This window comes from Nocardiopsis suaedae, assembly GCF_027706745.1.
Taxonomy (GTDB): Bacteria; Actinomycetota; Actinomycetes; order Streptosporangiales; family Streptosporangiaceae; genus Nocardiopsis_A; species Nocardiopsis_A suaedae.
In genome coordinates this window covers 32,474-52,227 of sequence record NZ_JAQFWP010000036.1, presented here as the reverse complement: position 1 = coordinate 52,227, position 19,754 = coordinate 32,474, and the positions used below count along the sequence as shown (strand labels likewise).

Below are 19,754 nucleotides of genomic sequence, written 5' to 3'. Positions count from 1 at the left end.
GTTCGGGGAGTCTCGGGGTGCCTGGCACTGACAGGGGCAGGCTCGCCCGCGCCGGAGGGGGAACAATCGGCCGCATGGAACGACGGCCCCTCGACACGCACCCGTCCGCCCCGTCCTCCGCGGACGCCGACCGTCCCGTGACCGAGCTCGGCGAGTTCCTCCGTTCGCGCCGCGACCGCATCACCCCCGAGGACGTCGGCGTGCGCAGCTACGGCCGGCGCCGGGTGCCCGGCCTGCGGCGCGAGGAGCTGGCGCAGCTGGCGGGGGTGTCGATGACGTACCTGACCCGGCTGGAGCAGGGGCAGTCGCAGAACGCCTCCGACGCGGTCATCGACGCCCTGGCCCGTGCGCTGCGGCTCGACGCGGACGAGCGCGCCCACGTGTACGCGCTGGCGCGCCCGGCGCCGCCGAAGAGGCCCCGGGCGGCGAGGCCGGAGCGGGCGGATCCGGGCGCCGAGCGCCTGCTGCACGCGATGGGCGAGGTGCCCGCCGTGCTGATGGGGAGGTTCAACGACATCCTCGCCTGGAATCGCGCCGGGCACCGGCTCCTCGGCGGCCACCTCGATTTCGACGCGCCCGCGCACGCTGACGACCGGCCGAACCATATGAGGATGCTCTTCCTGGACGAGCACACCCGCGACCTGTACGTCGACCGGCACGACGAGGCCGCGCTCGCGGTCGCCTCGCTGCGGTACGTGGCGGCGCAGTTCGCCGACGACCGCCGCCTCGCGGAACTGGTCGGGGAGCTGAGCGTCAACAGCCCCGAGTTCGCCCGGCTGTGGGCCGGGCACGACGTGCGGCTGTGCACCGGCGGCACGAAGCGGTTCCGCCACCCCGAGGTCGGCGAACTCGAACTGGGCTACGAGGTGCTGCACCTGCCCGAGGGCAACGGTCAGCGCATCCTCACGCACACCGCCGACCCCGAGAGCGCGTCCGCCGCCGCATTGAGCCTGCTCGCGCCGCGGTACCCGTCCTCCTCGCGTGCGGCGCTCCGGTCGGAGGGCTGACCGCGGTGGCGGACGAAAGCGCGTCACTTCCTGGCGGCGAACACCGTGAACTCGGAGAGCTCACACCGCTCCACCGAGGTGAAGCGGTCGCGCATGGCGGCCCCGATCCGCCGCAGTACGTCCTCGGGCAGGACCAGGCCGCGCCCGATCAGGGAAGGGGCCGTTCCTCCGTGCCAGGAGACGAGGACCCGCCCGCCGTCCCCGGCCACCCGGTGCAGTTCCCGCATCCCGGCCTCCAGATCGGGCCACAGGGCCACGTTGTTCACCGATACGACGCAGTCGAACGCGGCATCGCGGAACCCGGTGTCCCCGGCCGTGCCCTGTCGGAGGTCGACGCGGCCCGCGCCGACGGAGGCCCGGTTGCGCTTCACCGCCTGCCGACGCATCTCGGGTGAGGGGTCGACTCCGCAGATCCGCTCCGCCCGAGTGCCGGTGAGGGCCCGGACCAGCGCACCGGGGCCGTAGCCGACCTCGAGCACCCGTTCGCCCGGCCGCACGTCCAACAGGTCGAGCAGATGCCGCTTCCCCGCGCGCTCGGTCCACAGCATGACGCGGCCGGCGATTCGGCCGGAGAGCCCGTACGGACGGGCGAACGGTGAGCGCACGGGCCGGTCGGCGGTCCATGGCGTGATCGGTTCCATGGAGGCAGACTCGCGCTTCAAGGCGGGTTGAAGTCAAATGGTGGAATGGACCTCGTACCGATCGGCGAAGCGGCGCGCCGGTTCGGCCTCCGTACCTCCGCGCTGCGCTACTACGAGCAGCGCGGACTGCTGGAACCCGCGACACGGCGGCAGGGCGTCCGGATGTACGGCCGACGGGAGCTGCGCCGCCTGGCGCTTCTCCAGATCGCCCAGAGGCTGGGCATCTCCCTGCAGGCCGTCGGCGCCGTCCTCGACGAGGACGGCGGGCGGTGGCGGGCTGCGGTGTCCGAGCAGATCACCGCCCTGGAGGAGTTGATCGCCCGGGCCGAGGCCGCCAAGTCCTTCCTCCTCCACGCCCGGATGTGCCCCGCGGAGCACCCGGTGGGCGAGTGCCCCCACATCATCCGGACGCTCGACCGCCTGGTGGACGGCGATTCCTTGGAAGAGATCGCACAGGAGCACACGGGCGGGTGAGCGGGTCGCGCGGAGCGCCGGGGGCCGGTCCGGCGTGCGGCCGACCCGCACACCGGTGAGGTGATCGCGCCGGTTCACGCGGGCCGGGTCCGGAAGCGCTGCCGGTAGGTGTGCGGGGTGGTGCCCAAGCGGCGGCGGAAGGACCGGACCAGGGTGTCGACGCTGCCGAAGCCGCAGCCGGAGGCGATGCGCTCCAGCGTGTCCTCGCTCGTCTCCAGCCGGATACGGGCCTGTTCGAGGCGGGCCGACTCGACGTAGGCGGCGGGGGTCGTCCCCAGCTCGGCCTTGAAGATGCGGGCCAGCTGGCGTTCCCCGACGTGCGCCACCTCGGCGAGGCGGGTGGCGCCCAGGTCCCCGTCCAGGTGGTGCTGGATGTAGAGGCGCAGCTCCTCGATCCGGCGCGTGGCGGAGACGGGTTCGAGCGGGACGCTGAACTGGCTCTGCCCGCCGGGCCGCTTGAGGTACATCACCAGCTGCCGGGCGACGCGCAGCGCCACCTGTTCCCCGAAGTCCTCGGTGACCAGCGCCAGCGCCAGGTCCAGGCCGGAACTGATCCCGGCCCCGGTCCACACGTCGCCGTCCCGGACGAAGATCGGGTCCGCGTCGACGTGGACCTCGGGGTGCTCCTCGGCGAGCTGGGGCGCGGTCGTCCAATGCGTGGTGGCGCGCCTGCCGTCGAGCAGACCGGCCGCCGCCAGCAGGTGCGCGCCGACGCAGACGGAGGCGGTCCGGCGGGCCCGCCCGGACAGCTCGCCCACCAGCTCCACGAGGTACGGGTCGGCCAGCGCGCGCAGCCGCCCCGTCGCGTCCGCCTCCACCGCTCCCGGAACCAGCAGGGTGTCGATGCGGCGCCCGGCGAGCGCGTCGAAGGAGATGTCGGGCAGCAGTCGTACCCCGGCCATGGTCACCACCGGGTCCAGGGACCGCGCCGCGAGCAGGACGTCGTACCCCAGCCTTTCGGAGGTCTCGCGCCGCACCAGGGCGAACACCTCGGACGGGCCGGTGACGTCGAGCAGGTCGACGCCCTCGAACATGACGATGACGACGAGGGGGCGGTCGGCGGGGGCGGTGTCCACAAGGCCTCCTGGGGCGACTGGCGGCGATGTCCGGATCTGCGTATCAGGCGTCATTGCTGACACTCGGCGCCCACACTAGCGTCGTCGTGTGCCCTGGAGGGGGCCCGATTCCGACTGGTCCCTCCCTTTTCCGGTCATCGACAACGAGGTGCCCTGCCATGCCTTCGACCACCCTGCGCGCCGTGAACGGACTGGACGCGACCCCCGCCGCCCTCGCCGACGCGGTCCTGGTCCTGATCGACTACCAGAACACCTACACGACCGGCGTCATGGAGCTGGAGGGCTGGCGCCCCGCGCTCGGCGCCGCCGCCGGGCTGCTCGCCCGCGCCCGGCAGGCCGGGACCCCGGTCGTCCACGTCCAGCACGACGGCGGCGAGGGGAGCGCCTACGACGTCCGGGCGGAGATCGGCGCCGTCCACCCGGGCGTCGCCCCGGCGGAGGGCGAGCCGGTCGTGGTGAAGAACGCCCCGAACTCCTTCGTCGGCACCGACCTGGAGGAGCGGGTGCGGGCCACCGGGCGGCGGAACCTCATCGTCATCGGGTTCATGTCGCACATGTGCGTGACCTACACGTCCGAGGGCGCCTTCCTGCGCGGCTTCACCCCCACCGTCGTCGCCGAGGCCTGTGCCACCCGTGCGCTGCCGTCCGTCGCGGGCGAGGTCGGCGCCGCTCAGCTGCACGCCTCCGCCATGGCCGGGATCGCCGACCTGTACGGGGTCGTCGTCGCGAGCGCCGACGACGTGGAGTGAGCGGCCGCCGCCCCCTTCACGGATGTCGCTATCATTGCGATGATGGCATCATCTGAAAGGAGCGGGGATGGCGGTGCGGCACGTGTACGCGGTGCGACACGGTGAGGCGGACCCGTTCGGGGAGGTGACCGATACGGGCCTGCGGCAGATGCGGCTCCTCGCCGAACGGCTCGCGGCGCTTCCCGTCGACGCGGTCTGGCACTCTCCCTTGCCCCGGGCGGTGCGTTCGGCTGCGGTCATCGGTGAGCGCCTGCCGGGCGTCCCGGTCCAGGAGGCGGAGGAGCTGATCGACCACGTTCCGCACGTGCCCGATGAGCCGCCGCCGGGGTGGGCAGGGTTCTTCGACGGATTCGACCCCGTGGAGGCGGCCGAAGGCGCGCGCCTGGCGGGCGCCCTCCTCGACCGGTTCGCCCGGCCCGCAGGGACGGAGACGCACGAGGTGCTGGTCACCCACGGCTACCAGGTGGCCTGGCTGGTGCGGCACGCGTTGGGCGCACCGCTGGACCGGTGGCTGGGGCTGTCGTGCGGCAACGCGTCCCTGACCGCGATCGGCCACTACGGCGCGGGGCCGCCGTCGCTGCTGCTGTACAACGACATGGGCCACCTTCCGCCCGACCTGCGCTGGACCGGATTCGGCCCGGGGACACGCCCGTGAGCCGCACTGCGGCAGCGGTGCGCCCGACGTGCGAGGGAAGGTCAGCGGCGGTCGTCCGCAGCGTGCGTGAGATGAACGCCCAAGGTCGCGCCGCGCGCGGCTGCGCACGGCGGGCGTGTCCTCGGGCGCCGCGGTCGGGCTCGGTCTGCGGGCCGGTGAGGAACTGCTCGGTGCGCGCCCGCCAGCGGATCCCGTCCGCCCGCTCCTCGATCGCCGGCTCCACCCCCTGCACGGCGGCCCACCGCCACATCTCGCCGTGCACCTCCCGCAGGGCGCCCGGACCGCCTTCCGGGCGCGCGATCAGGAAGCGGCCGGCGGGGACGGCGCCGGTCTCGAAGCCCTCGCCGATCTCGATGCGCGCGGCCACCGGAACCGACACGGTCACGTCCATCGGATCGGCCGCGGTCCGCATCCGGTGGTACGGGTAGACCGGGCCGCCCTCGGGAACCCCGCCCGCCGCCGCGAGCGCGTCATGGATCCGTGGAACGTGCGCGTTCACGCGATCCCAGTGGGCGGGTTCGCCGGTCGTGGACACGCCCGCCCAGGGGCGCTCGGCGCGCTCTTCGATGGTGGATTCGGTCATCGGCCGTCCCCTGGTCGCCACCCGACTCTCGGATGGGCCGGACCCGATCAGACGGTCTTCCCCGAGGGCAGAGTCAACCCTCTTCCACGTCGGCGGCGTCCGACCGCTCAGGCCCGGGTTCGGCGGACGGCCGTCTGCGCGGCCCGCAGGCGGGACTCCTCGTCGCCGTCGGGCCGCGCGCCCGTGACGCCGTCCGCCCAGGCGAGCAGCGTCCCCAGGTGGGCGTCGGCGGTGTCCGTCGCCGTCGGCGGGTCGCCGAGCACCAGCTCGCCCCCGCTGCCGTCGACCGCCACCAGGTCGCCCTGCGCCAAGGTCCTCCCGCCCGCGCGGACCGTGGCGGACGCGGCGTCGACCACCAGCCCGGCGATGCCGACGGCCGCGGGCTTGCCCATCGACCGGGCCACGACCGCCGCGTGGCCGGCGGGGCCGCCCCGCGCCGTGGCGATCCCCGCCGCCGCGGCCAGCCCCCGCACGTCGTCGGGCGAGGTCTCAGGGCGCACGAGGACGACGGGGCCCTCGGCCGCCATGCGCACCGCCGCCTCGCTCGTCGTGGCGAGTCGGCCGACGGCCACCCCCGGGCACGCGCCCACGCCCCGCGCGACCACGTCGGGCTGCGCCTGCGCGGTGATGCGCGGTGTCCGAACGTTCCGGAGGCCCTGCGGTGGGACGCGGAGAAGCGCGTCCTCCCGGGTGATCACCCCCGCCCCGGCCAGATCGACCGCCACGCGCACGCCCGCGGCCCCCGTGAAGCGGCCGGGGCGGACCTGAAGCAGCCACAGCCCGCCCGACTCGAAGGTGAACTCCACGTAGCAGGCGTCGCGGAAGTGCCCCTCGGCGCGGGCCAGGGCGTCGGCGAGGGCGTCGGCGACCGCGGGCTCCCGGGCGCCGAGCCCGCTCAGCGGCAGGGTCGGCTCCCGGCCGGACACCACGTCGTCGCCTTGGCGGGCGAACAGGACGTCGCCGGAAGGGGTGTTCTCGCCGGTGCCGGGGTCGCGGCTGAACGCGACCCCCGTGCCGCTGTGCGCGTCGCGGTTGCCGAACACCATCGCCTGCACGACGACGGCGGTGCCCAGGTCGTGCGGGATGCCGTTCAGCTCGCGGTAGGTCCGGGCGCGCGGCGCGTCCCAGGAGGAGAAGACGGCCTCCACGGCCGTCTCCAGCTGCCCGGCCGCGTCGTCCGGGAAGGGGCGGCCGAGCAGCCGTCCGATCCGCCGCTCGGCCGCGGCGATCGCGGCGCGCAGCCGGCCGGTGTCCCCGCCGCCGTCTCCCTCGCCGTCTCCGCCGCCGCTCGTGTCGCCGCTCCCCTCGGCGGGGGCGTCCGCGGGGGCGCCCGGCAGTGCGGATGCGAAGGTGGTCAGCGACCGCAGCCGGGATTCGAGCGCGAACCGCGCGTCCCCGGTCTCGGCGGCCAGGGCCTCGGCGGCACCGGCGGTCAGCCCCAGGTCGAGGACGGTGCTCATCATCCCGGGCATCGACACCCCCGCCCCCGAGCGGACCGAGACGGCCAGGGGCGCCCGCGTGCCGCCGAACCGCCGCCCGGTCGCGGCCTCCAGGCCGCGCACGGCGGCGGCCAGCTCGCCGCGGAGCCCGTCGGGCAGGCGGCCCACCTCCCGGAAGCGCCGGCAGGCCGCGGTGGTCACCACGAACCCGGGCGGGACCGGCAGGCCGAGCCGGTGGAGGGCCACCAGGCCGTGCGCTTTGGCGCCCACGGTGTCGGCCCCCTCGCCGAGGTCCGCGGACAGCGGGCGGACCCACCTCACCGCGGGATCCCGAGGGTGGCGAGGAGGTCCTCGTGGAGTTCGGCCCACACGGTGTGGAACGAGGCGGTGTGGTCGGCGACGTACTCCCCCGCCCCGGCGCGGGCATGGTCGAGGGCGTCGGTGAGGCGGACCCGGTAGCGGTCGAAGCGGGGCAGCGCCGCGGCCAGGTCGGCGCAGACGGGGAGGGCGCGCCGGTGCAGGTCGGCGAAGCGGTCCAGGACGCGGGCGTCGTAGGCCGGGTCGCTGTGGTCGTTGATGGCCGGCACCCCGTCGACGGGCCTGAGCTGCCAGGCGGTGCACAGGTCGAGCAGTTCGGGGTTGAGGGCGGCGAAACGCTCGAACGCCGCCGCCACCGCGTCGCGGACGCCGGACTCCTCCAGCTCGCGGGCGGTCCGCTCGGCGTGGGCGGCGCGCCCGGCGTCCGTCAGCCCCCAGCCGGGGAAGGGGGCGGGGTGGCGGGTGACCAGTCCGGCGGCCGCGAGGTCGATCAGGGCGGACTCGGCCTCGTCGGCGGTGATCCCGGCGGCCGCGGCGACGCGGCCGGTGTCGGCGTGCCCGCCGCAGCGCAGCGTGTGGAGCACCGCCGGGCCGGGGTCGGCGCCGGGGCCGGGGTCGGCGCCGGGGCCGGGGGCGAGCGGAGGCGGGGTCATGCGTCCTTACCCTTCTTCCGGGGATGCGTTCCGGACCGGCAGTGCCCGTGTCGGTCTCGGGGAGGCCGGACGGTCGGAACGGCCGCCGTGTGCGGTGTGGGCCCGGGGGACGGGCGCACACCGGCGCAGCCCCGCACATGGCCCGTCGTCGTTCGGCCGGGCGACGACCTGCGACGCCCTCCGCGCCGGATTCGCCGACAGGGGCACTGGAGCGGCGTCCCCCTGGCGTCCCCAGCGGGCCGGCGCGGGTTCGGAGCCTTGACCGGCGCCGCGCTCTCCTCCGCCGTGGTCCGGCGGCGTCATCGAGGATCGTCTCCGCCGGAGGAGGCCGTGCGCTCGGCGGTGTCGGCGGCTCCGGCGGTCGCTGCGGCGTGGGCGGCCCCCCGGCCCTGGGACCGGGCGGTGATCCGCCCCCGACCGACCCGGACGGCGGCCTCGGTCTCGTCGTCGGCCCCGGACAGGCCGAGCGCCTCGGCCACCGCTCCGGTGTCGTCGATGACCAGCCGCAGGCCGTCCCAGGTCCGCGCCGGGAACACCCGCCGCAGGCACGCGACCAGGTCGGCGACGCGCAACCGGACGAGGGCCCCGGTCTCGGCCGGGTCCCCGGTGACGACGGCGACGGTGACCCGGTCTCCCGGACGCGCCGCGCGCACGGCCTCCTCGGCGGCGGCGAGGCGGCGGGCGCCCAGGACGGCGACCACGCCGTCGGCACCGAGGTCGGCCGGTGCGCCGCCGATCGCGTCCGCCGGGCCGGCGGGCGGGGACCAGGGGTCCCGGGCGGGCGCGGCGGGCGGGACGTAGGGCAGGTGCGCGGGCGCCCAGGTGTCGGCGAGGTCGAGGTCCGCGAGGTGTTCGCAGGCGCGGATCCGGTCGAAGGGGTCGCCGAAGCCGGGGGCGGACTCGGCGAGCGCCCCGCAGCCGCCCAGCAGCGTCAGAGCGATCTCGGCGAGCCGGACGCGGCGTCCGGCGCGCGGCTCGCAGGACTCCAGCCCGATGGCCAGAAGGAGGGCCTCCAGGTGGGCGGCCTGGGCGAGCACGGCCCGGTCGCTGTCGCGGTCGGCGGCGCCGGACAGGGAGCGCAGCCGCAGGCGGCCCCCGGCGGCGGGGTCGTCGGCGAGGGGGATGCGCTCCAGCCAGGCGCGGGCGAGGGCGCCGAGCGCCGCGCCCGCCGTTCCGGGAGGGCCCGGTGCCGCGGGGGCGCCGCCGGGGCCCTCGGATTCGACCAGGTCGACCAGCACCGACAGGTACAGGGCCCGCTTGCTCGGGAAGTTGGAGTAGACGGCGCCGCGGGTCAGCTCCGCCCGCTCGGCGATCCGGTCGACCTTGGCCGGGGCGTAGCCGTGCTCGGTGAACTCCGCCCTGGCCGCCGCCAGCACCGTGGCGCGCGTGCGGGCCTGCTGCTGGACCCGTGTCAGTCGGACCATCGCCGATCCCTCCCGTGTTCCGCCGTCCGGGGATCAGGATACACACACAATCCGAATGATGGCGACATCTGAATGGTGAGAGTCGTCGAAGCCCTGTCCTGGGAGCGGTGGAGGCGCACTCGCCCACGCCGGGGCGGGCCCGGCGTCGAACGGCGAAAGCGGGCCCGGCCGTCGGAGAGCTCCCGGCGGTCAGTCCCCCACGGCGCGCAGGGCCCCCGGGCGCAGGCCGGTGAGTCGGTCCAAGGCGGCGGCGGTGGCCGCGTCCTCGGGGAGATAGGCCAGCAGGTACTGGCCGTCGTAGTCGGGCAGGTCCAGGCACTCGAACGCCAGGCGCAGCTCCCCTGCTTCGGGGTGAACCCAGCGGTGCACGCCCCTGCGCGGCGGGAGGGACGCCGCGTTCCGCCAGCGCGAGGCGAACTCGGGGATCTCCGACAGCTCCTCGACCATCGGGAACATGTGGCCGTCGCCCCAGGCCGACTGGGAACGCAGCCGGGCGGTCTGCGCGTCGGCCACCAGCTCCCAGTCGGGCAGAGCGGAGCGCGCGCGGGAGTCGGTGAAGACGAACCGGGTGAGATTGGGCTCCGGCCCGTCCAGGAGGCCGGACGGTTCGACCAGCCTGGCGAAGCCGTCGGTGTGGACCAGCACGTCGTCCAAGCGGTTGAACACCGCCGCGGGCGACGGCTCCAAGCGTTCGACCAGGGCCCGGACCGTCGGCCGCACCGTGCGCCGGGGCGGCTCGCCCCCCTGGCACTCGCGTCCGCCGATCGACTTGGCGAGGCGGTGCAGGTGCACGTACGCGTCGGGCGTGAGCATGAGGGCTTCGGCGAGCGCCGACAGCACTTCCGTGGACGGGTGCCGGTCGCGGCCCTGCTCCAGGCGTGTGAGGTACTCGACGCTCACCCCGGCGAGCGTGGCGACCTCGGCACGGCGCAGGCCGGGTGCCCGGCGGCGCGGCCCCTCGGGCAGGCCGACCTGGGCCGGGGCGAGGGCATCGCGGCAGGAGCGCAGGAACGTCCCGAGTTCGTTGTCGCCCATGCGGGCAGTCTAGGGACATTCGGCGCGATGAGGGTGGCCCCCGTGGGGCCACCCCCGACGCGGCCTGTTCCGGCCCACGGCGCGGCGCGAGGCTGAGGGCCATGGACACGCACAACGAGACGCCATTGAAGGTCGCCGTCGTCATCGGATCCACGCGCCCGGACCGGCGCGGCGACGAGGTCGGGATCGAGCGCAAGGGCGCCGCGGTCGGCCGGTGGGCGCACGAGCGGGCGCAGGCCCGGGGCGGCGCCGATTACACGCTGGTCGACCTCGCCGACATCGCACTCCCCCTGTTCGACGAGCCGCTGCCGCCGTCCCTGGGCCACTACACCGGGGAGCACACCCGGGCGTGGGCGCGGACGGTCGACGGGTTCGACGCCTTCGTCTTCGTCACCCCCGAGTACAACCGGTCCGTCCCGGCCGCGCTGAAGAACGCCGTGGACTACCTGTACGCGGAGTGGCACGACAAGGCGGCCGGTTTCGTGGGCTACGGCGCCGTGGGCGCGGCCCACGCGGTCGACCACCTGCGGGGCGTCCTCTCCGAGGTCCGCGTGGCCCATGTCCAGGCGCAGGTGTCGCTCGGCCTGTACACCGACTTCGAGGACCTGCAGCACTTCGCCCCCGCCGACCACCAGGAGGGCGCACTGGGCACGATGCTCGACCAGCTCCTGCCCTGGGCGCAGGCGATGCGTTCGGTCCGGGAGAAGGCGGCCCGCATCCCGGCGGGAGTGTGAGCGGCATGCGGCACTTTCTGTTCGGCCGCACCGGGCTGCGGGTGTCGGAGCTCTTCCTCGGCGGCACGCCGTTCTTCGCGCGCGGCGACGGCGGGGCACAGCGGAACCACCGCCACCTGCTGGACACGTACGCCGAGGCCGGAGGGAACACCATCGACACCGCCTCGGCCTACGGCGACTCCGAGGAGGTCCTGGGCGGACTCCTGCACGGGGAGCGGGACCGGTGGGTCCTGGCGACGAAGTTCGGGCTGACCCGGGATCCGGACGACGCCAACGCCGGGGGCACCCACCGCAGAAACCTCGCCCTGTCCCTTGACCGGAGCCTGCGGCGGCTGCGCACCGACCGCGTCGACGTGCTGTGGGTGCACCTGTGGGACCGGAACACGCCGATCGAGGAGACCATGCGGGCCCTCGATGACGCGGTCCGGGCCGGAAAGGTGCTGTACACCGGCATCTCCGACTCACCGGCGTGGGTGGCGGCGCGGGCGGACGCGCTCGCCGAATGGCGCGACTGGACCCCGTTCGCGGGCATCCAGGTGCCCTACAACGTCGCGGCGCGCGGGGTGGAGCGGGACCAGTTGCCCATGGTCGGCCACCTGGGGCTTTCGGCGGCGGTGTGGCGCCCCACCGCCCGCGGGGCGCTGGCCGGGGCGGGAGGCGGGGCTCCGTCGGAGCACGAGCGGTGGGCCGTCCGGGCCGTGGCCGAGGTGGCCGCCGAGACGGGGGCCACGCCCGCCCAGGTGGCGATCGCCTGGACCCGGGCGCGGCGGAGGTGGGTACACCCGATCGTCGCCGCCTCGGCCCCGGAAGTACTCAAGGAGAACCTCGGCGCCGCCGGCCTGGAGCTGGACGCGGGGGCGGTGGCGCGTCTGGACGCCGCCGCGGAACCGGAACCCGGCTACCTGGAGGCGTTCACCGCGGAGGCCGAGACCTCTCCCGGGGTCGCCGGCCGTGTCGAGGTCGTGCCGCGTGCCGGAGACCGTCGGCGCGGGGCGGTATGAGTCCCGGATGAACCGACGCCGCCGTCCTGGTGGGCGGACCCGCCCACCAGGACGGCGGCGGGCCGGTCGGCGGGAGGCCATGCCCTCATGGGACTGGGGAAGACCGCCGTCGTGGTCGGCGAAGAGGACCTGAGGACCATCGGAGAGGCCGCCGCCCGGGAAGGGCGTCCCGTGCCGGAATGCTTCCAAGGGGCCGTCCGCATCGCCGTGCCACGCGCCCGACGGCGGCCCGAGGGAGGGGACACGCCGGAGCCCGCCCTCGGCGCTCCGACGGCCGGTGGCCGGAACCGGTTCTGTTCCGGCTCTGGGGCCCTGTGTCAGAATTCCAGCTGTGAGCAGCATCGACGCCGATGAACAGCGCTTCCGGGAACTCATCCTGCTCCGGCGGGTCCGGGACCGGATCGACCGGGAGTACGCCCGCCCGCTGGACGTCGAGGCCCTGGCCCGGGGCGTGCACATGTCGGCGGGGCACCTGAGCCGCCGGTTCCGGCAGGCCTACGGCGAATCCCCCTACGCCTACCTCATGACGCGCCGCATCGAGCGGGCCATGGCGCTTTTGCGCCGCGGCGACATGAGCGTCACCGACGTCTGCTTCGAAGTCGGCTGCTCTTCGCTGGGGACCTTCAGCACCCGCTTCACCGAGCTCGTCGGGATGCCGCCCAGCGTCTACCGGCGCGAGGCCGCCGGGACCGAGGGCATCCCCTCCTGTGTTTCCAAACAGGTGACCAGACCGGTCAGGAATCGAGAAGCCCCGCCCACCCCTCCTCGCCTAGCGTGACCTGCATGGGCACGACGATGCGGGCGATCCTTCCGCCGCATGCCGCCCCGGGCGCACCGGCCCCCGGCGGCACGGGGGGCCGCTGAGCGGTCCCGCGGCCGTGCCCGCCGCCCGGCTGTCAGTGCGCTGTCAGTGCCGGGCGGCACCATGGGGCCCACACGGCCGCCCTGCCTGAAGGACGACGGATGGAGAGACGATGACCACGCCCTCGAGGACGGACGAGCGGTCGCCCGCGCTGCACGCCGCCGACAGCCACGACATGATCCGCGTGCACGGCGCCCGCGAGAACAACCTCAAAGACGTCGGCATCGAGATCCCGAAGCGCCGCCTGACCGTGTTCACCGGCGTGTCCGGATCCGGCAAGAGCTCCCTGGTGTTCGACACGGTCGCCGCCGAGTCGCAGCGGCTCATCAACGAGACCTACAGCACCTTCGTCCAGGGCTTCATGCCGAACCTGCCCCGTCCCGAGGTCGACCTCCTCGACGGGCTCACCACCGCGATCATCATCGACCAGCAGCCCATGGGCAGCGACCCGCGCTCCACGGTCGGCACCGCCACCGACGCCAACGCGATGCTGCGCATCCTCTTCAGCCGCCTCGGGCAGCCCTACGTCGGGCCGCCCAACGCGTTCTCCTTCAACGTCGCCACCGTCCGGGCGAGCGGCGCCATCACCGTCGACAAGGGCTCCAAGAGCAAGGCCGAGAAGGCCACCTTCACCCGCGTCGGCGGCATGTGCCCCGAGTGCGAGGGGCGGGGCCAGGTCACCGACTTCGACCTGACCCAGCTCTACGACGACGCCAAGTCCCTGGCCGAAGGGGCGCTCACCATCCCCGGCTACACCATGGAGGGCTGGTACGGCCGCATCTTCATGGGGTCGGGCTTCCTCGACCCGGACAAGCCCATCCGGGACTACACCGGCGAGGAGCTGGACGCCCTCCTGCACAAGGAGGCCACCCGGGTCAAGGTCGACGGCGTGAACGTCACCTACGAGGGCCTCATCCCCCGGATCCGCAAGTCGTTCCTGTCCAAGGACCGCGAGGCGATGCAGCCGCACATCCGCGCGTTCGTGGACCGGGCGATCACCTTCACCGACTGCCCCGCCTGCGGCGGCACCCGGCTCAGCGAGGCGGCCCGCTCCTCGAAGATCGGCGGGGTGGGCATCGCCGACGCCTGCGCGATGCAGATCAGCGACCTGGCCGCGTGGGTGCGCGGCCTGGACGAGCCGTCGGTGGCGCCGCTGGTGGCCAACCTGGCCGACACGCTCGACTCGTTCGTCGAGATCGGGCTGGGCTACCTGTCGCTGAACCGCCCCTCGGGCACCCTCTCCGGCGGCGAGGCGCAGCGCATCAAGATGATCCGGCACCTGGGGTCGTCCCTGACCGACGTCACCTACGTCTTCGACGAGCCCACCATCGGACTGCACCCGCACGACATCCAGCGGATGAACGACCTGCTGCTGCGGCTGCGCGACAAGGGCAACACGGTCCTGGTCGTGGAGCACAAGCCCGAGCTGATCGCCATCGCCGACCACGTCGTCGACCTGGGCCCCGGCGCCGGGTCGGACGGGGGCACCGTCTGCTTCGAGGGCACCGTCGGCGGGCTGCGCGCCTCCGCCACCACGACCGGCCGCCACCTGGACGACCGGGTCGGGCTCAAGGAGGAGGTGCGCACCCCCTCCGGCGCGCTGGAGGTGCGCGGCGCCGACGCCCACAACCTGCGCGGCGTCGACGTCGACGTGCCACTGGGCGTGCTGGTGGCGGTGACCGGCGTGGCGGGCTCGGGCAAGAGCTCGCTGATCCACGGGTCGGTGGCCGGGCGGGACGGCGTGGTCGCGGTCGACCAGAGCGCCATCCGCGGGTCGCGGCGCAGCAACCCGGCGACCTACAGCGGCCTGCTGGAGCCGGTCCGCAAGGCCTTCGCCAAGGCCAACGGGGTCAAGCCGGCCCTGTTCAGCGCCAACTCCGAGGGCGCCTGCCCCGAGTGCAAGGGCGCCGGGGTGGTCTACACCGAGCTGGGGGTGATGGCCAGCGTCGCCGTCACCTGCGAGGAGTGCGAGGGCCGGCGGTTCCAGGCGGCGGTGCTGGAGTACCGGCTCGGCGGGCGCGACATCAGCGAGGTGCTGGAGATGTCGGTGTCCGAGGCCGAGGCGTTCTTCGGCTCCGGGGAGGCGCGCACCCCGGCCGCGCACCGGATCCTGCGGCGCCTCGACGACGTGGGGCTGGGCTACCTGCACCTGGGCCAGCCGCTCACCACGCTGTCCGGCGGCGAGCGGCAGCGCCTGAAGCTCGCCACCCGGATGGGGGAGAAGGGCGGGGTCTACATCCTCGACGAGCCCACCACCGGGCTGCACCTGGCCGACGTCGAACAGCTCCTCGGGCTGCTGGACCGGCTCGTCGACGCGGGCAAGTCGGTGATCGTCATCGAGCACCACCAGGCGGTCATGGCGCACGCCGACTGGATCATCGACCTGGGCCCCGGGGCCGGGCACGACGGCGGCCGGGTCGTCTTCGAGGGCGCCCCGGCCGGCCTCGTCGCCGCCCGCTCCACGCTGACCGGCGAGCACCTGGCGGACTACGTCAAGGGCTGACCCGCGGTCCGTACCCGTGGGCACGCGGCGGCGGCCGCCCCGCCCCGGAAGGGGGGAGCGGCCGCCGCCGTCGCTGTGCGGGACCGGCTACACCGAGGGGTCGCGGTTGTACAGCTTCTTCGCCCACAGGTAGGAGGCCACGGAGACGGCCGCGCACCAGCCGAGCGCCAGCGGGGCGCTGTCGGCGGCCCCCGTCCCCATCAGCAGCCCTCGAAGGGTCTCGATGATCGGGGTGAAGGGCTGGTACTCGGCGAACCACCGCAGCCCGGCCGGGAGCGTGTCGGTCGGTACGAACCCGCTGCCCAGGAAGGGCAGGAACATCAGCGGCATGGGCACGTTGCTGGCGTTCTCCACACTCCCCGACGCGATGCCGAGCGCCACCGTCAGCCAAGTCAGCGCGAAGGAGACCACGAGCACCAGCCCGGCGGCGGCGAGCCACTCCACCGGACCGGCGGACGGGCGGAACCCGAGCAGCAGCGCCACCCCGGTGACGACCGCGACGCTGAACAGCGCCTGGAAGAGGCTTCCGACGACGTGGCCGGTCAGCACGGACACCCGGGCGATGGCCATGGTCCGGAAGCGGGCGACGATGCCCTCGGACATGTCCATGGCCACCGAGATGGCGGTGCCCTGCGCGGTGGACGCCATCGTCATCAGCAGGATGCCGGGGACGATGTAGTCGAGGTAGGCGGCCCGGCCGCCGGAGGCGCCGCCGAGCCCGGCCCCCATGGCGTCGCCGAAGACGTACACGAACAGCAGCAGCATCAGGATCGGCATCCCGACGAGCATCAGCGTCACGGACGGGTACCGCCACATGTGCTTGACCTGGCGGCGGACCATCGTCGCCGAGTCGCCGAGGGCGTGGGTGAGCGTGGTCACGGCTGGGCCGCCTTTCGCTGGGCGTGGACGGGGGGGTTCTGCGCGTGGGCACCGGCGTCGGCGCCGGTGCCGTGCCCGGTGAGGGCGAGGAAGACGTCGTCGAGGTCGGGCGTGTGCACCGACAGCTCCTCGACCGCGATGCCCGCGTCGTCGAGGCGGGTCAGCAGCGACCGGAGCCCGGCGACCCCGGTGTCGCCGGGGACCTGCAGGGCCAGCGCCTCGTCGTCGCGGCGGCCGCCGAGGAGGCGCTCGGCGGCGCCGAGCCCGGCCGCCGTGTCGAAGCGCAGCCGCACGTGGCCCCCGGCGACGCGCCGCTTGAGCCCGTCGGCGGTGCCCTCGGCGGCGATGGTGCCGCGGTCGAGCACCGCGATCCGGTCGGCGAGCCGGTCGGCCTCCTCCAGGTACTGGGTGGTGAGGAAGACGGTGACGCCGTCGGCGACCAGGCCGCGGATGATGTCCCACAGGCCGCGGCGGCTGCGCGGGTCCAGGCCGGTGGTGGGCTCGTCGAGGAAGAGCAGGCGCGGGCCGCCGACCAGGCTCATCGCCAGGTCGAGGCGGCGGCGCATGCCCCCGGAGTAGGCGGAGGCCGGTTTGCGGGCGGCGTCGGCGAGGTCGAACCGCTCCAGCAGTTCGGCGGTGCGCGCGCGCCCGGCGCGGCGGCCCAGCCGGTGCAGGTCGGCCATCAGGCGCAGGTTCTCCTCCCCGGTCAGCAGGCCGTCGACCGCCGAGTACTGGCCGGTGACGCCGATCTGTGCGCGCACCGCGTCGGGCTCGCGCACCGGGTCGTGGCCGAGGATGCGCATCCGGCCGCCGTCGGCGCCGATGAGCGTGGTGAGGATCTTGACCATGGTGGTCTTTCCGGCGCCGTTGGGGCCCAGCAGCGAGAACACGGTCCCGGCGGGGATCTCCAGGTCGATGCCGCCGAGCACGGTCTGGTCGCCGTAGGACTTGCGGAGCCCGGCGGCCGCGACGGCGGTGCGGGCGGGGGGTGGTGCCATGTCGGCCTCTCTTCCGTGCACGGGGCACGATTGATCCGATGATCCGATATGTGTCGTGGTGGTGGGGCCGTGGGCCCCGGTGCGGGAGGTGGGAAGGCGGCGAGTGCTCCGGGGGCCGGCCGTCCCGGCGATGCGGGGCGGTCGGGGCGCCGGAGTCAGGCGCGGCGGACGACCACGTCGCCGTACGACGTGCGGGCGTAGACCTCGACCGTCTCCTCCGCGGCCTCCGGCCCCTCGGAGGCGTTCAGCGAGGTGTGCACGGTGCCGTGCTCGGAGTCGGCGTCCAGCCAGGCGGCGGTGCCCTCGCGGATGCCGATCTCCACCTCTCCGTAGTTGGACTGGAGGTTGACGCTGCCGCGCACGACCTCGCCGATCCGGATGACGCCGTAGGGCGTGCGGGCTTCGACCGAGTCCAGTGCGCGCTCGGCGCTGAGGTCGCCGTGGGAGGTGGCCATGCGGAGCGGTCCGGTGACCGTCCCGAGGGTGATCGAGCCGTTGGTGTTCTTGACCGTCGCCGAGCCGTCGATCGTGTTGGCGCGGACCCAGCCGTTCGCGGTGGTGAGCTCGGCGTTCCCGCTCGCCCGGTCGACGGTGATGTTGCTGGCGGAGGTCGTGATCCTCGTGGTGCCCACACGCCCCTCGCACCGGATGCTCCCGTACCCGGTCGTGGCGCGGACGTGCGACTCGGCGGGCAGTTCGACGGTCACCTCGACCATGCCCTTCTGGAGCATGCGGCCGACGGCCGAGGACTTCTGCGAGGCGACCGTGAGGCGGCCGTTGCCGAAGTCCACCTGGACGCGCTCGGCGGCGCGGACGTCGGCGTCCTTGCCCGGGTCGCGGGGGCGGACCTCGACGACGGTGTCGGTGCGGTCGGTGGCGTTGAGCAGGACGCCTCCGGCGACCACGTCGATGTCGGCGGTGATCGGCTCGGGTGTGGCGAATTCGGGCATGACAGGCTCCCCGTCTGGCGGTGGTGGGCGCCTTCGCCGGTCGAAGGCGTGCGGTCGGTTCGGTCGTCGGTGCCCGGCGGCGCCGGGCGGGGCGTCCGGGTCAGCGGACCCAGCCGGTGTAGCCGCGGCCCACCCGGCGGCCGGTGTTCCGGTCGGCGGTCCGGTCCCCCGGGTCGAGGGCCGCGCCGACGGCGCGGACCAGCCAGGCGTTGACCGACAGCCCTTCGAGGCGGGCGGCCTCCTCGACCCGCGGCTTGAGGCGGTCGGGCAGGCGCAGGGTGATCCGCGAGGTGCCGCCGTCGTCGGCCTCGTGCGGCAGCGGAGGAGCGGGCGCCGGGGACTCCGGAGTGACGTCACCATGGTGTCGCGGCGCCGCCGGAGCGGCGTCGTCCGCGGCGCCGGAGTGCCCCGGGGGCGGCGTCACGATGAAGTCGGCCTGCCCGCCGCGCAGCCGGACCTCGACCGAGCCGGGGGCGACTTCGCGGGTGATCTCGTCGGCGGCCGAGGACAGGGCGTCCAGCAGCGCCAGGCGTGCGGCCGGGTCCAGGGCCGCGGTCAGGCGCTCGGCGATCACCCGGGTGTCCTCGCCCCCGGCCTCGGCGGCCGTCAGCAGCTGGCGGCGGAGGTCGTCGACATACGGCGTCAAATCCATGACGTCACTATGGCGTCAGAAGTGACGTCATGTCAAGGGGGCGGGTGGTGTCATGGGGAGCGGGGGAGGGACACGCCCGGCCGCGAAAGCGCGGACGGCCCACCGTGCAGGGGGTTCAGCGCTCCGGTGCCGGTCTTTGCCGTCCGTAGAGCGAGATTGTCGGTGCCGGAGGCCACACTCGAAGTCAGTCCGGGTTTCCCGGTCACCGATCCGACGGCGAAGGAAAAGCGCCATGATCACCACCGACTTCCTGTCCGGCTCCCCGTGCTGGGTCGACCTCGGAGCGCCCGATACCGGTGCCGCCGCCGACTTCTACCGGTCCGTCCTCGGCTGGGAGACCGAGTCCGCCGGCCCCGACGCCGGCGGCTACACCTTCTTCAAGGCCGCCGGCCGGACCGTCGGCGCGGTCGGCCCGCTCGGCGAGGACGACGGCCGCCCCGCCTGGACGGTCTACTACTCCGTGCCCGACGCCGAGGCCACCGCGGCGGCCGTCGAGAAGGCGGGCGGCACGGTCCGGGCCGCCCCCGTGGACGTCATGGGCTTCGGGGCGATGGCGCAGTTCAGCGACCCCCAGGGCGGCATGTTCGCGGTGTGGCAGCCCAAGTCCTTCCCGGGCTTCGAGACCGCCGACACCCACGGCGCCCTCAACTGGGTCGAGCTGTGGACCACCGACGCGGCCGGTGCGCGGGCCTTCTACACCGGGGTCTTCGGCTGGTCCTTCGAGGCCACCGAGCTGCCCGGCGGCGGGGGCACCTACACGCTGCTCACCCCGGCCGGGGCGCCGCCGGAGCGGATGCACGGCGGCATGATGGAGATGTCCGCGGAGAACCTGCCGCTGACCGGCGGCGACGCCGACTGGCACCCGGTGTTCCAGGTCGACGACTGCGCCGCGGCGACCTCGGCGGTCGAGCCCGCCGGGGGCAGTGTGCTGATGGGGCCCGACGACGCCCCGGGTGTCGGGCGCCTGTCCGTGTGCACCGACCCGGCCGGGGCCGACTTCGTCCTGCTGGAGCCCGCGCCGCAGTGAGGGGCCCCGGCGATGGCGGGGGGCGGCGTCCGCGGATACGCTGAGACCCGGGGACCGCCCCCCGTTCCCCGCTGGGGGCCGGCGATCCCGCTGC

The 19,754-nt window shown here is 74.6% G+C and carries 19 protein-coding genes and 1 pseudogene; 9 read left to right on the top strand and 11 right to left on the bottom strand.

Features of this window, described 5'->3' with window-relative positions:
* Nucleotides 1–74: 74 nt before the first annotated feature.
* Nucleotides 75–1,007 carry a helix-turn-helix transcriptional regulator gene (locus O4U47_RS18645; protein ID WP_270679175.1) on the top strand — a complete coding sequence of 311 codons (933 nt, stop codon included), beginning with the start codon at nt 75–77 and terminating at the stop codon, nt 1,005–1,007.
* 23 nt (nt 1,008–1,030) lie between these two features.
* Here O4U47_RS18645 and O4U47_RS18640 read toward each other — a convergent pair whose 3' ends face one another.
* Entirely contained in the window at nt 1,031–1,648 is a 618-nt protein-coding gene (locus O4U47_RS18640) for a class I SAM-dependent methyltransferase (protein ID WP_270679174.1), read from the bottom strand.
* Nucleotides 1,649–1,693: 45 nt separating this feature from the next.
* On the opposite strand from O4U47_RS18640, the gene O4U47_RS18635 reads away from it, so the two are divergent.
* Nucleotides 1,694–2,122, top strand: coding sequence for a MerR family transcriptional regulator (locus tag O4U47_RS18635; protein WP_270679173.1), 429 nt, complete (start codon nt 1,694–1,696; stop codon nt 2,120–2,122).
* Between the two features lie 74 nt (nt 2,123–2,196).
* Here O4U47_RS18635 and O4U47_RS18630 read toward each other — a convergent pair whose 3' ends face one another.
* Nucleotides 2,197–3,156 (bottom strand): GlxA family transcriptional regulator, encoded by a 960-nt coding sequence (locus tag O4U47_RS18630; protein ID WP_270679189.1) that lies wholly within the window; start codon nt 3,154–3,156, stop codon nt 2,197–2,199.
* 200 nt (nt 3,157–3,356) lie between these two features.
* Between O4U47_RS18630 and O4U47_RS18625 the strand changes: the two genes are divergently transcribed.
* Nucleotides 3,357–3,947, top strand: a complete 591-nt coding sequence (locus tag O4U47_RS18625) for a cysteine hydrolase family protein (protein ID WP_270679172.1) — start codon at nt 3,357–3,359, stop codon at nt 3,945–3,947.
* A 67-nt stretch (nt 3,948–4,014) separates the two neighbouring features.
* The gene (locus O4U47_RS18620; protein WP_270679171.1) at nt 4,015–4,602 is read left to right on the top strand and encodes a histidine phosphatase family protein; all 588 of its coding nucleotides are present in this window, start codon (nt 4,015–4,017) and stop codon (nt 4,600–4,602) included.
* A 232-nt stretch (nt 4,603–4,834) separates the two neighbouring features.
* Here O4U47_RS18620 and O4U47_RS31310 read toward each other — a convergent pair.
* The 5 genes and pseudogenes from O4U47_RS31310 to O4U47_RS18600 form a co-directional block, all read right to left on the bottom strand.
* Nucleotides 4,835–5,185: pseudogene (locus O4U47_RS31310) on the bottom strand (GyrI-like domain-containing protein); the annotation flags it as partial.
* Between the two features lie 107 nt (nt 5,186–5,292).
* Nucleotides 5,293–6,945, bottom strand: a complete 1,653-nt coding sequence (locus O4U47_RS18615) for a PEP/pyruvate-binding domain-containing protein (protein WP_270679170.1) — start codon at nt 6,943–6,945, stop codon at nt 5,293–5,295.
* Nucleotides 6,942–7,595 (bottom strand): transcriptional regulator, encoded by a 654-nt coding sequence (locus O4U47_RS18610; RefSeq protein WP_270679169.1) that lies wholly within the window; start codon nt 7,593–7,595, stop codon nt 6,942–6,944. The genes O4U47_RS18615 and O4U47_RS18610 overlap by 4 nt, the downstream gene beginning before the upstream one ends.
* Nucleotides 7,596–7,894: 299 nt before the next feature.
* The gene (locus O4U47_RS18605) at nt 7,895–9,019 is read right to left on the bottom strand and encodes a TetR/AcrR family transcriptional regulator (protein ID WP_270679168.1); all 1,125 of its coding nucleotides are present in this window, start codon (nt 9,017–9,019) and stop codon (nt 7,895–7,897) included.
* A gap of 189 nt (nt 9,020–9,208) precedes the next feature.
* Nucleotides 9,209–10,054 carry a helix-turn-helix domain-containing protein gene (locus O4U47_RS18600; RefSeq protein WP_270679167.1) on the bottom strand — a complete coding sequence of 282 codons (846 nt, stop codon included), beginning with the start codon at nt 10,052–10,054 and terminating at the stop codon, nt 9,209–9,211.
* A 101-nt stretch (nt 10,055–10,155) separates the two neighbouring features.
* On the opposite strand from O4U47_RS18600, the gene O4U47_RS18595 reads away from it, so the two are divergent.
* From O4U47_RS18595 to O4U47_RS18580, 4 genes are all read left to right on the top strand, one after another.
* Entirely contained in the window at nt 10,156–10,788 is a 633-nt protein-coding gene (locus O4U47_RS18595; RefSeq protein WP_270679166.1) for an NADPH-dependent FMN reductase, read from the top strand.
* Nucleotides 10,789–10,793: 5 nt separating this feature from the next.
* Nucleotides 10,794–11,789 carry an aldo/keto reductase gene (locus O4U47_RS18590; RefSeq protein ID WP_270679165.1) on the top strand — a complete coding sequence of 332 codons (996 nt, stop codon included), beginning with the start codon at nt 10,794–10,796 and terminating at the stop codon, nt 11,787–11,789.
* Nucleotides 11,790–12,120: 331 nt separating this feature from the next.
* Nucleotides 12,121–12,567 carry a helix-turn-helix domain-containing protein gene (locus O4U47_RS18585; protein ID WP_270679164.1) on the top strand — a complete coding sequence of 149 codons (447 nt, stop codon included), beginning with the start codon at nt 12,121–12,123 and terminating at the stop codon, nt 12,565–12,567.
* 196 nt (nt 12,568–12,763) lie between these two features.
* Entirely contained in the window at nt 12,764–15,154 is a 2,391-nt protein-coding gene (locus tag O4U47_RS18580; protein WP_270679163.1) for an excinuclease ABC subunit UvrA, read from the top strand.
* Between the two features lie 87 nt (nt 15,155–15,241).
* Here O4U47_RS18580 and O4U47_RS18575 read toward each other — a convergent pair whose 3' ends face one another.
* The 4 genes from O4U47_RS18575 to O4U47_RS18560 all read right to left on the bottom strand — a co-directional run bounded on the left by O4U47_RS18575 (nt 15,242) and on the right by O4U47_RS18560 (nt 18,633).
* Nucleotides 15,242–16,033, bottom strand: coding sequence for an ABC transporter permease (locus O4U47_RS18575; protein WP_270679162.1), 792 nt, complete (start codon nt 16,031–16,033; stop codon nt 15,242–15,244).
* Complete coding sequence (locus tag O4U47_RS18570; RefSeq protein ID WP_270679161.1) at nt 16,030–17,031, bottom strand: ATP-binding cassette domain-containing protein; 1,002 nt, start codon at nt 17,029–17,031, stop codon at nt 16,030–16,032. Before O4U47_RS18570 ends, O4U47_RS18575 begins: the two co-directional genes overlap by 4 nt.
* 155 nt (nt 17,032–17,186) lie before the next feature.
* The gene (locus tag O4U47_RS18565; protein ID WP_270679160.1) at nt 17,187–17,981 is read right to left on the bottom strand and encodes a DUF4097 family beta strand repeat-containing protein; all 795 of its coding nucleotides are present in this window, start codon (nt 17,979–17,981) and stop codon (nt 17,187–17,189) included.
* A 100-nt stretch (nt 17,982–18,081) separates the two neighbouring features.
* Nucleotides 18,082–18,633 carry a histidine kinase gene (locus O4U47_RS18560; protein ID WP_270679159.1) on the bottom strand — a complete coding sequence of 184 codons (552 nt, stop codon included), beginning with the start codon at nt 18,631–18,633 and terminating at the stop codon, nt 18,082–18,084.
* Nucleotides 18,634–18,865: 232 nt separating this feature from the next.
* Between O4U47_RS18560 and O4U47_RS18555 the strand changes: the two genes are divergently transcribed.
* Nucleotides 18,866–19,660, top strand: coding sequence for a VOC family protein (locus O4U47_RS18555; RefSeq protein WP_270679158.1), 795 nt, complete (start codon nt 18,866–18,868; stop codon nt 19,658–19,660).
* Nucleotides 19,661–19,754: the final 94 nt, after the last annotated feature.

Coding starts and splice junctions, on each gene's coding strand:
- O4U47_RS18645 (WP_270679175.1), top strand. CDS start 75: ATGGAACGACGGCCCCTCGACACGCACCCGTCCGCCCCGTCCTCCGCG.
- O4U47_RS18640 (WP_270679174.1), bottom strand. CDS start 1,648: ATGGAACCGATCACGCCATGGACCGCCGACCGGCCCGTGCGCTCACCG.
- O4U47_RS18635 (WP_270679173.1), top strand. CDS start 1,694: ATGGACCTCGTACCGATCGGCGAAGCGGCGCGCCGGTTCGGCCTCCGT.
- O4U47_RS18630 (WP_270679189.1), bottom strand. CDS start 3,156: ATGTTCGAGGGCGTCGACCTGCTCGACGTCACCGGCCCGTCCGAGGTG.
- O4U47_RS18625 (WP_270679172.1), top strand. CDS start 3,357: ATGCCTTCGACCACCCTGCGCGCCGTGAACGGACTGGACGCGACCCCC.
- O4U47_RS18620 (WP_270679171.1), top strand. CDS start 4,015: ATGGCGGTGCGGCACGTGTACGCGGTGCGACACGGTGAGGCGGACCCG.
- O4U47_RS18610 (WP_270679169.1), bottom strand. CDS start 7,595: ATGACCCCGCCTCCGCTCGCCCCCGGCCCCGGCGCCGACCCCGGCCCC.
- O4U47_RS18605 (WP_270679168.1), bottom strand. CDS start 9,019: ATGGTCCGACTGACACGGGTCCAGCAGCAGGCCCGCACGCGCGCCACG.
- O4U47_RS18600 (WP_270679167.1), bottom strand. CDS start 10,054: ATGGGCGACAACGAACTCGGGACGTTCCTGCGCTCCTGCCGCGATGCC.
- O4U47_RS18595 (WP_270679166.1), top strand. CDS start 10,156: ATGGACACGCACAACGAGACGCCATTGAAGGTCGCCGTCGTCATCGGA.
- O4U47_RS18590 (WP_270679165.1), top strand. CDS start 10,794: ATGCGGCACTTTCTGTTCGGCCGCACCGGGCTGCGGGTGTCGGAGCTC.
- O4U47_RS18580 (WP_270679163.1), top strand. CDS start 12,764: ATGACCACGCCCTCGAGGACGGACGAGCGGTCGCCCGCGCTGCACGCC.
- O4U47_RS18570 (WP_270679161.1), bottom strand. CDS start 17,031: ATGGCACCACCCCCCGCCCGCACCGCCGTCGCGGCCGCCGGGCTCCGC.
- O4U47_RS18565 (WP_270679160.1), bottom strand. CDS start 17,981: ATGCCCGAATTCGCCACACCCGAGCCGATCACCGCCGACATCGACGTG.
- O4U47_RS18560 (WP_270679159.1), bottom strand. CDS start 18,633: ATGGATTTGACGCCGTATGTCGACGACCTCCGCCGCCAGCTGCTGACG.
- O4U47_RS18555 (WP_270679158.1), top strand. CDS start 18,866: ATGATCACCACCGACTTCCTGTCCGGCTCCCCGTGCTGGGTCGACCTC.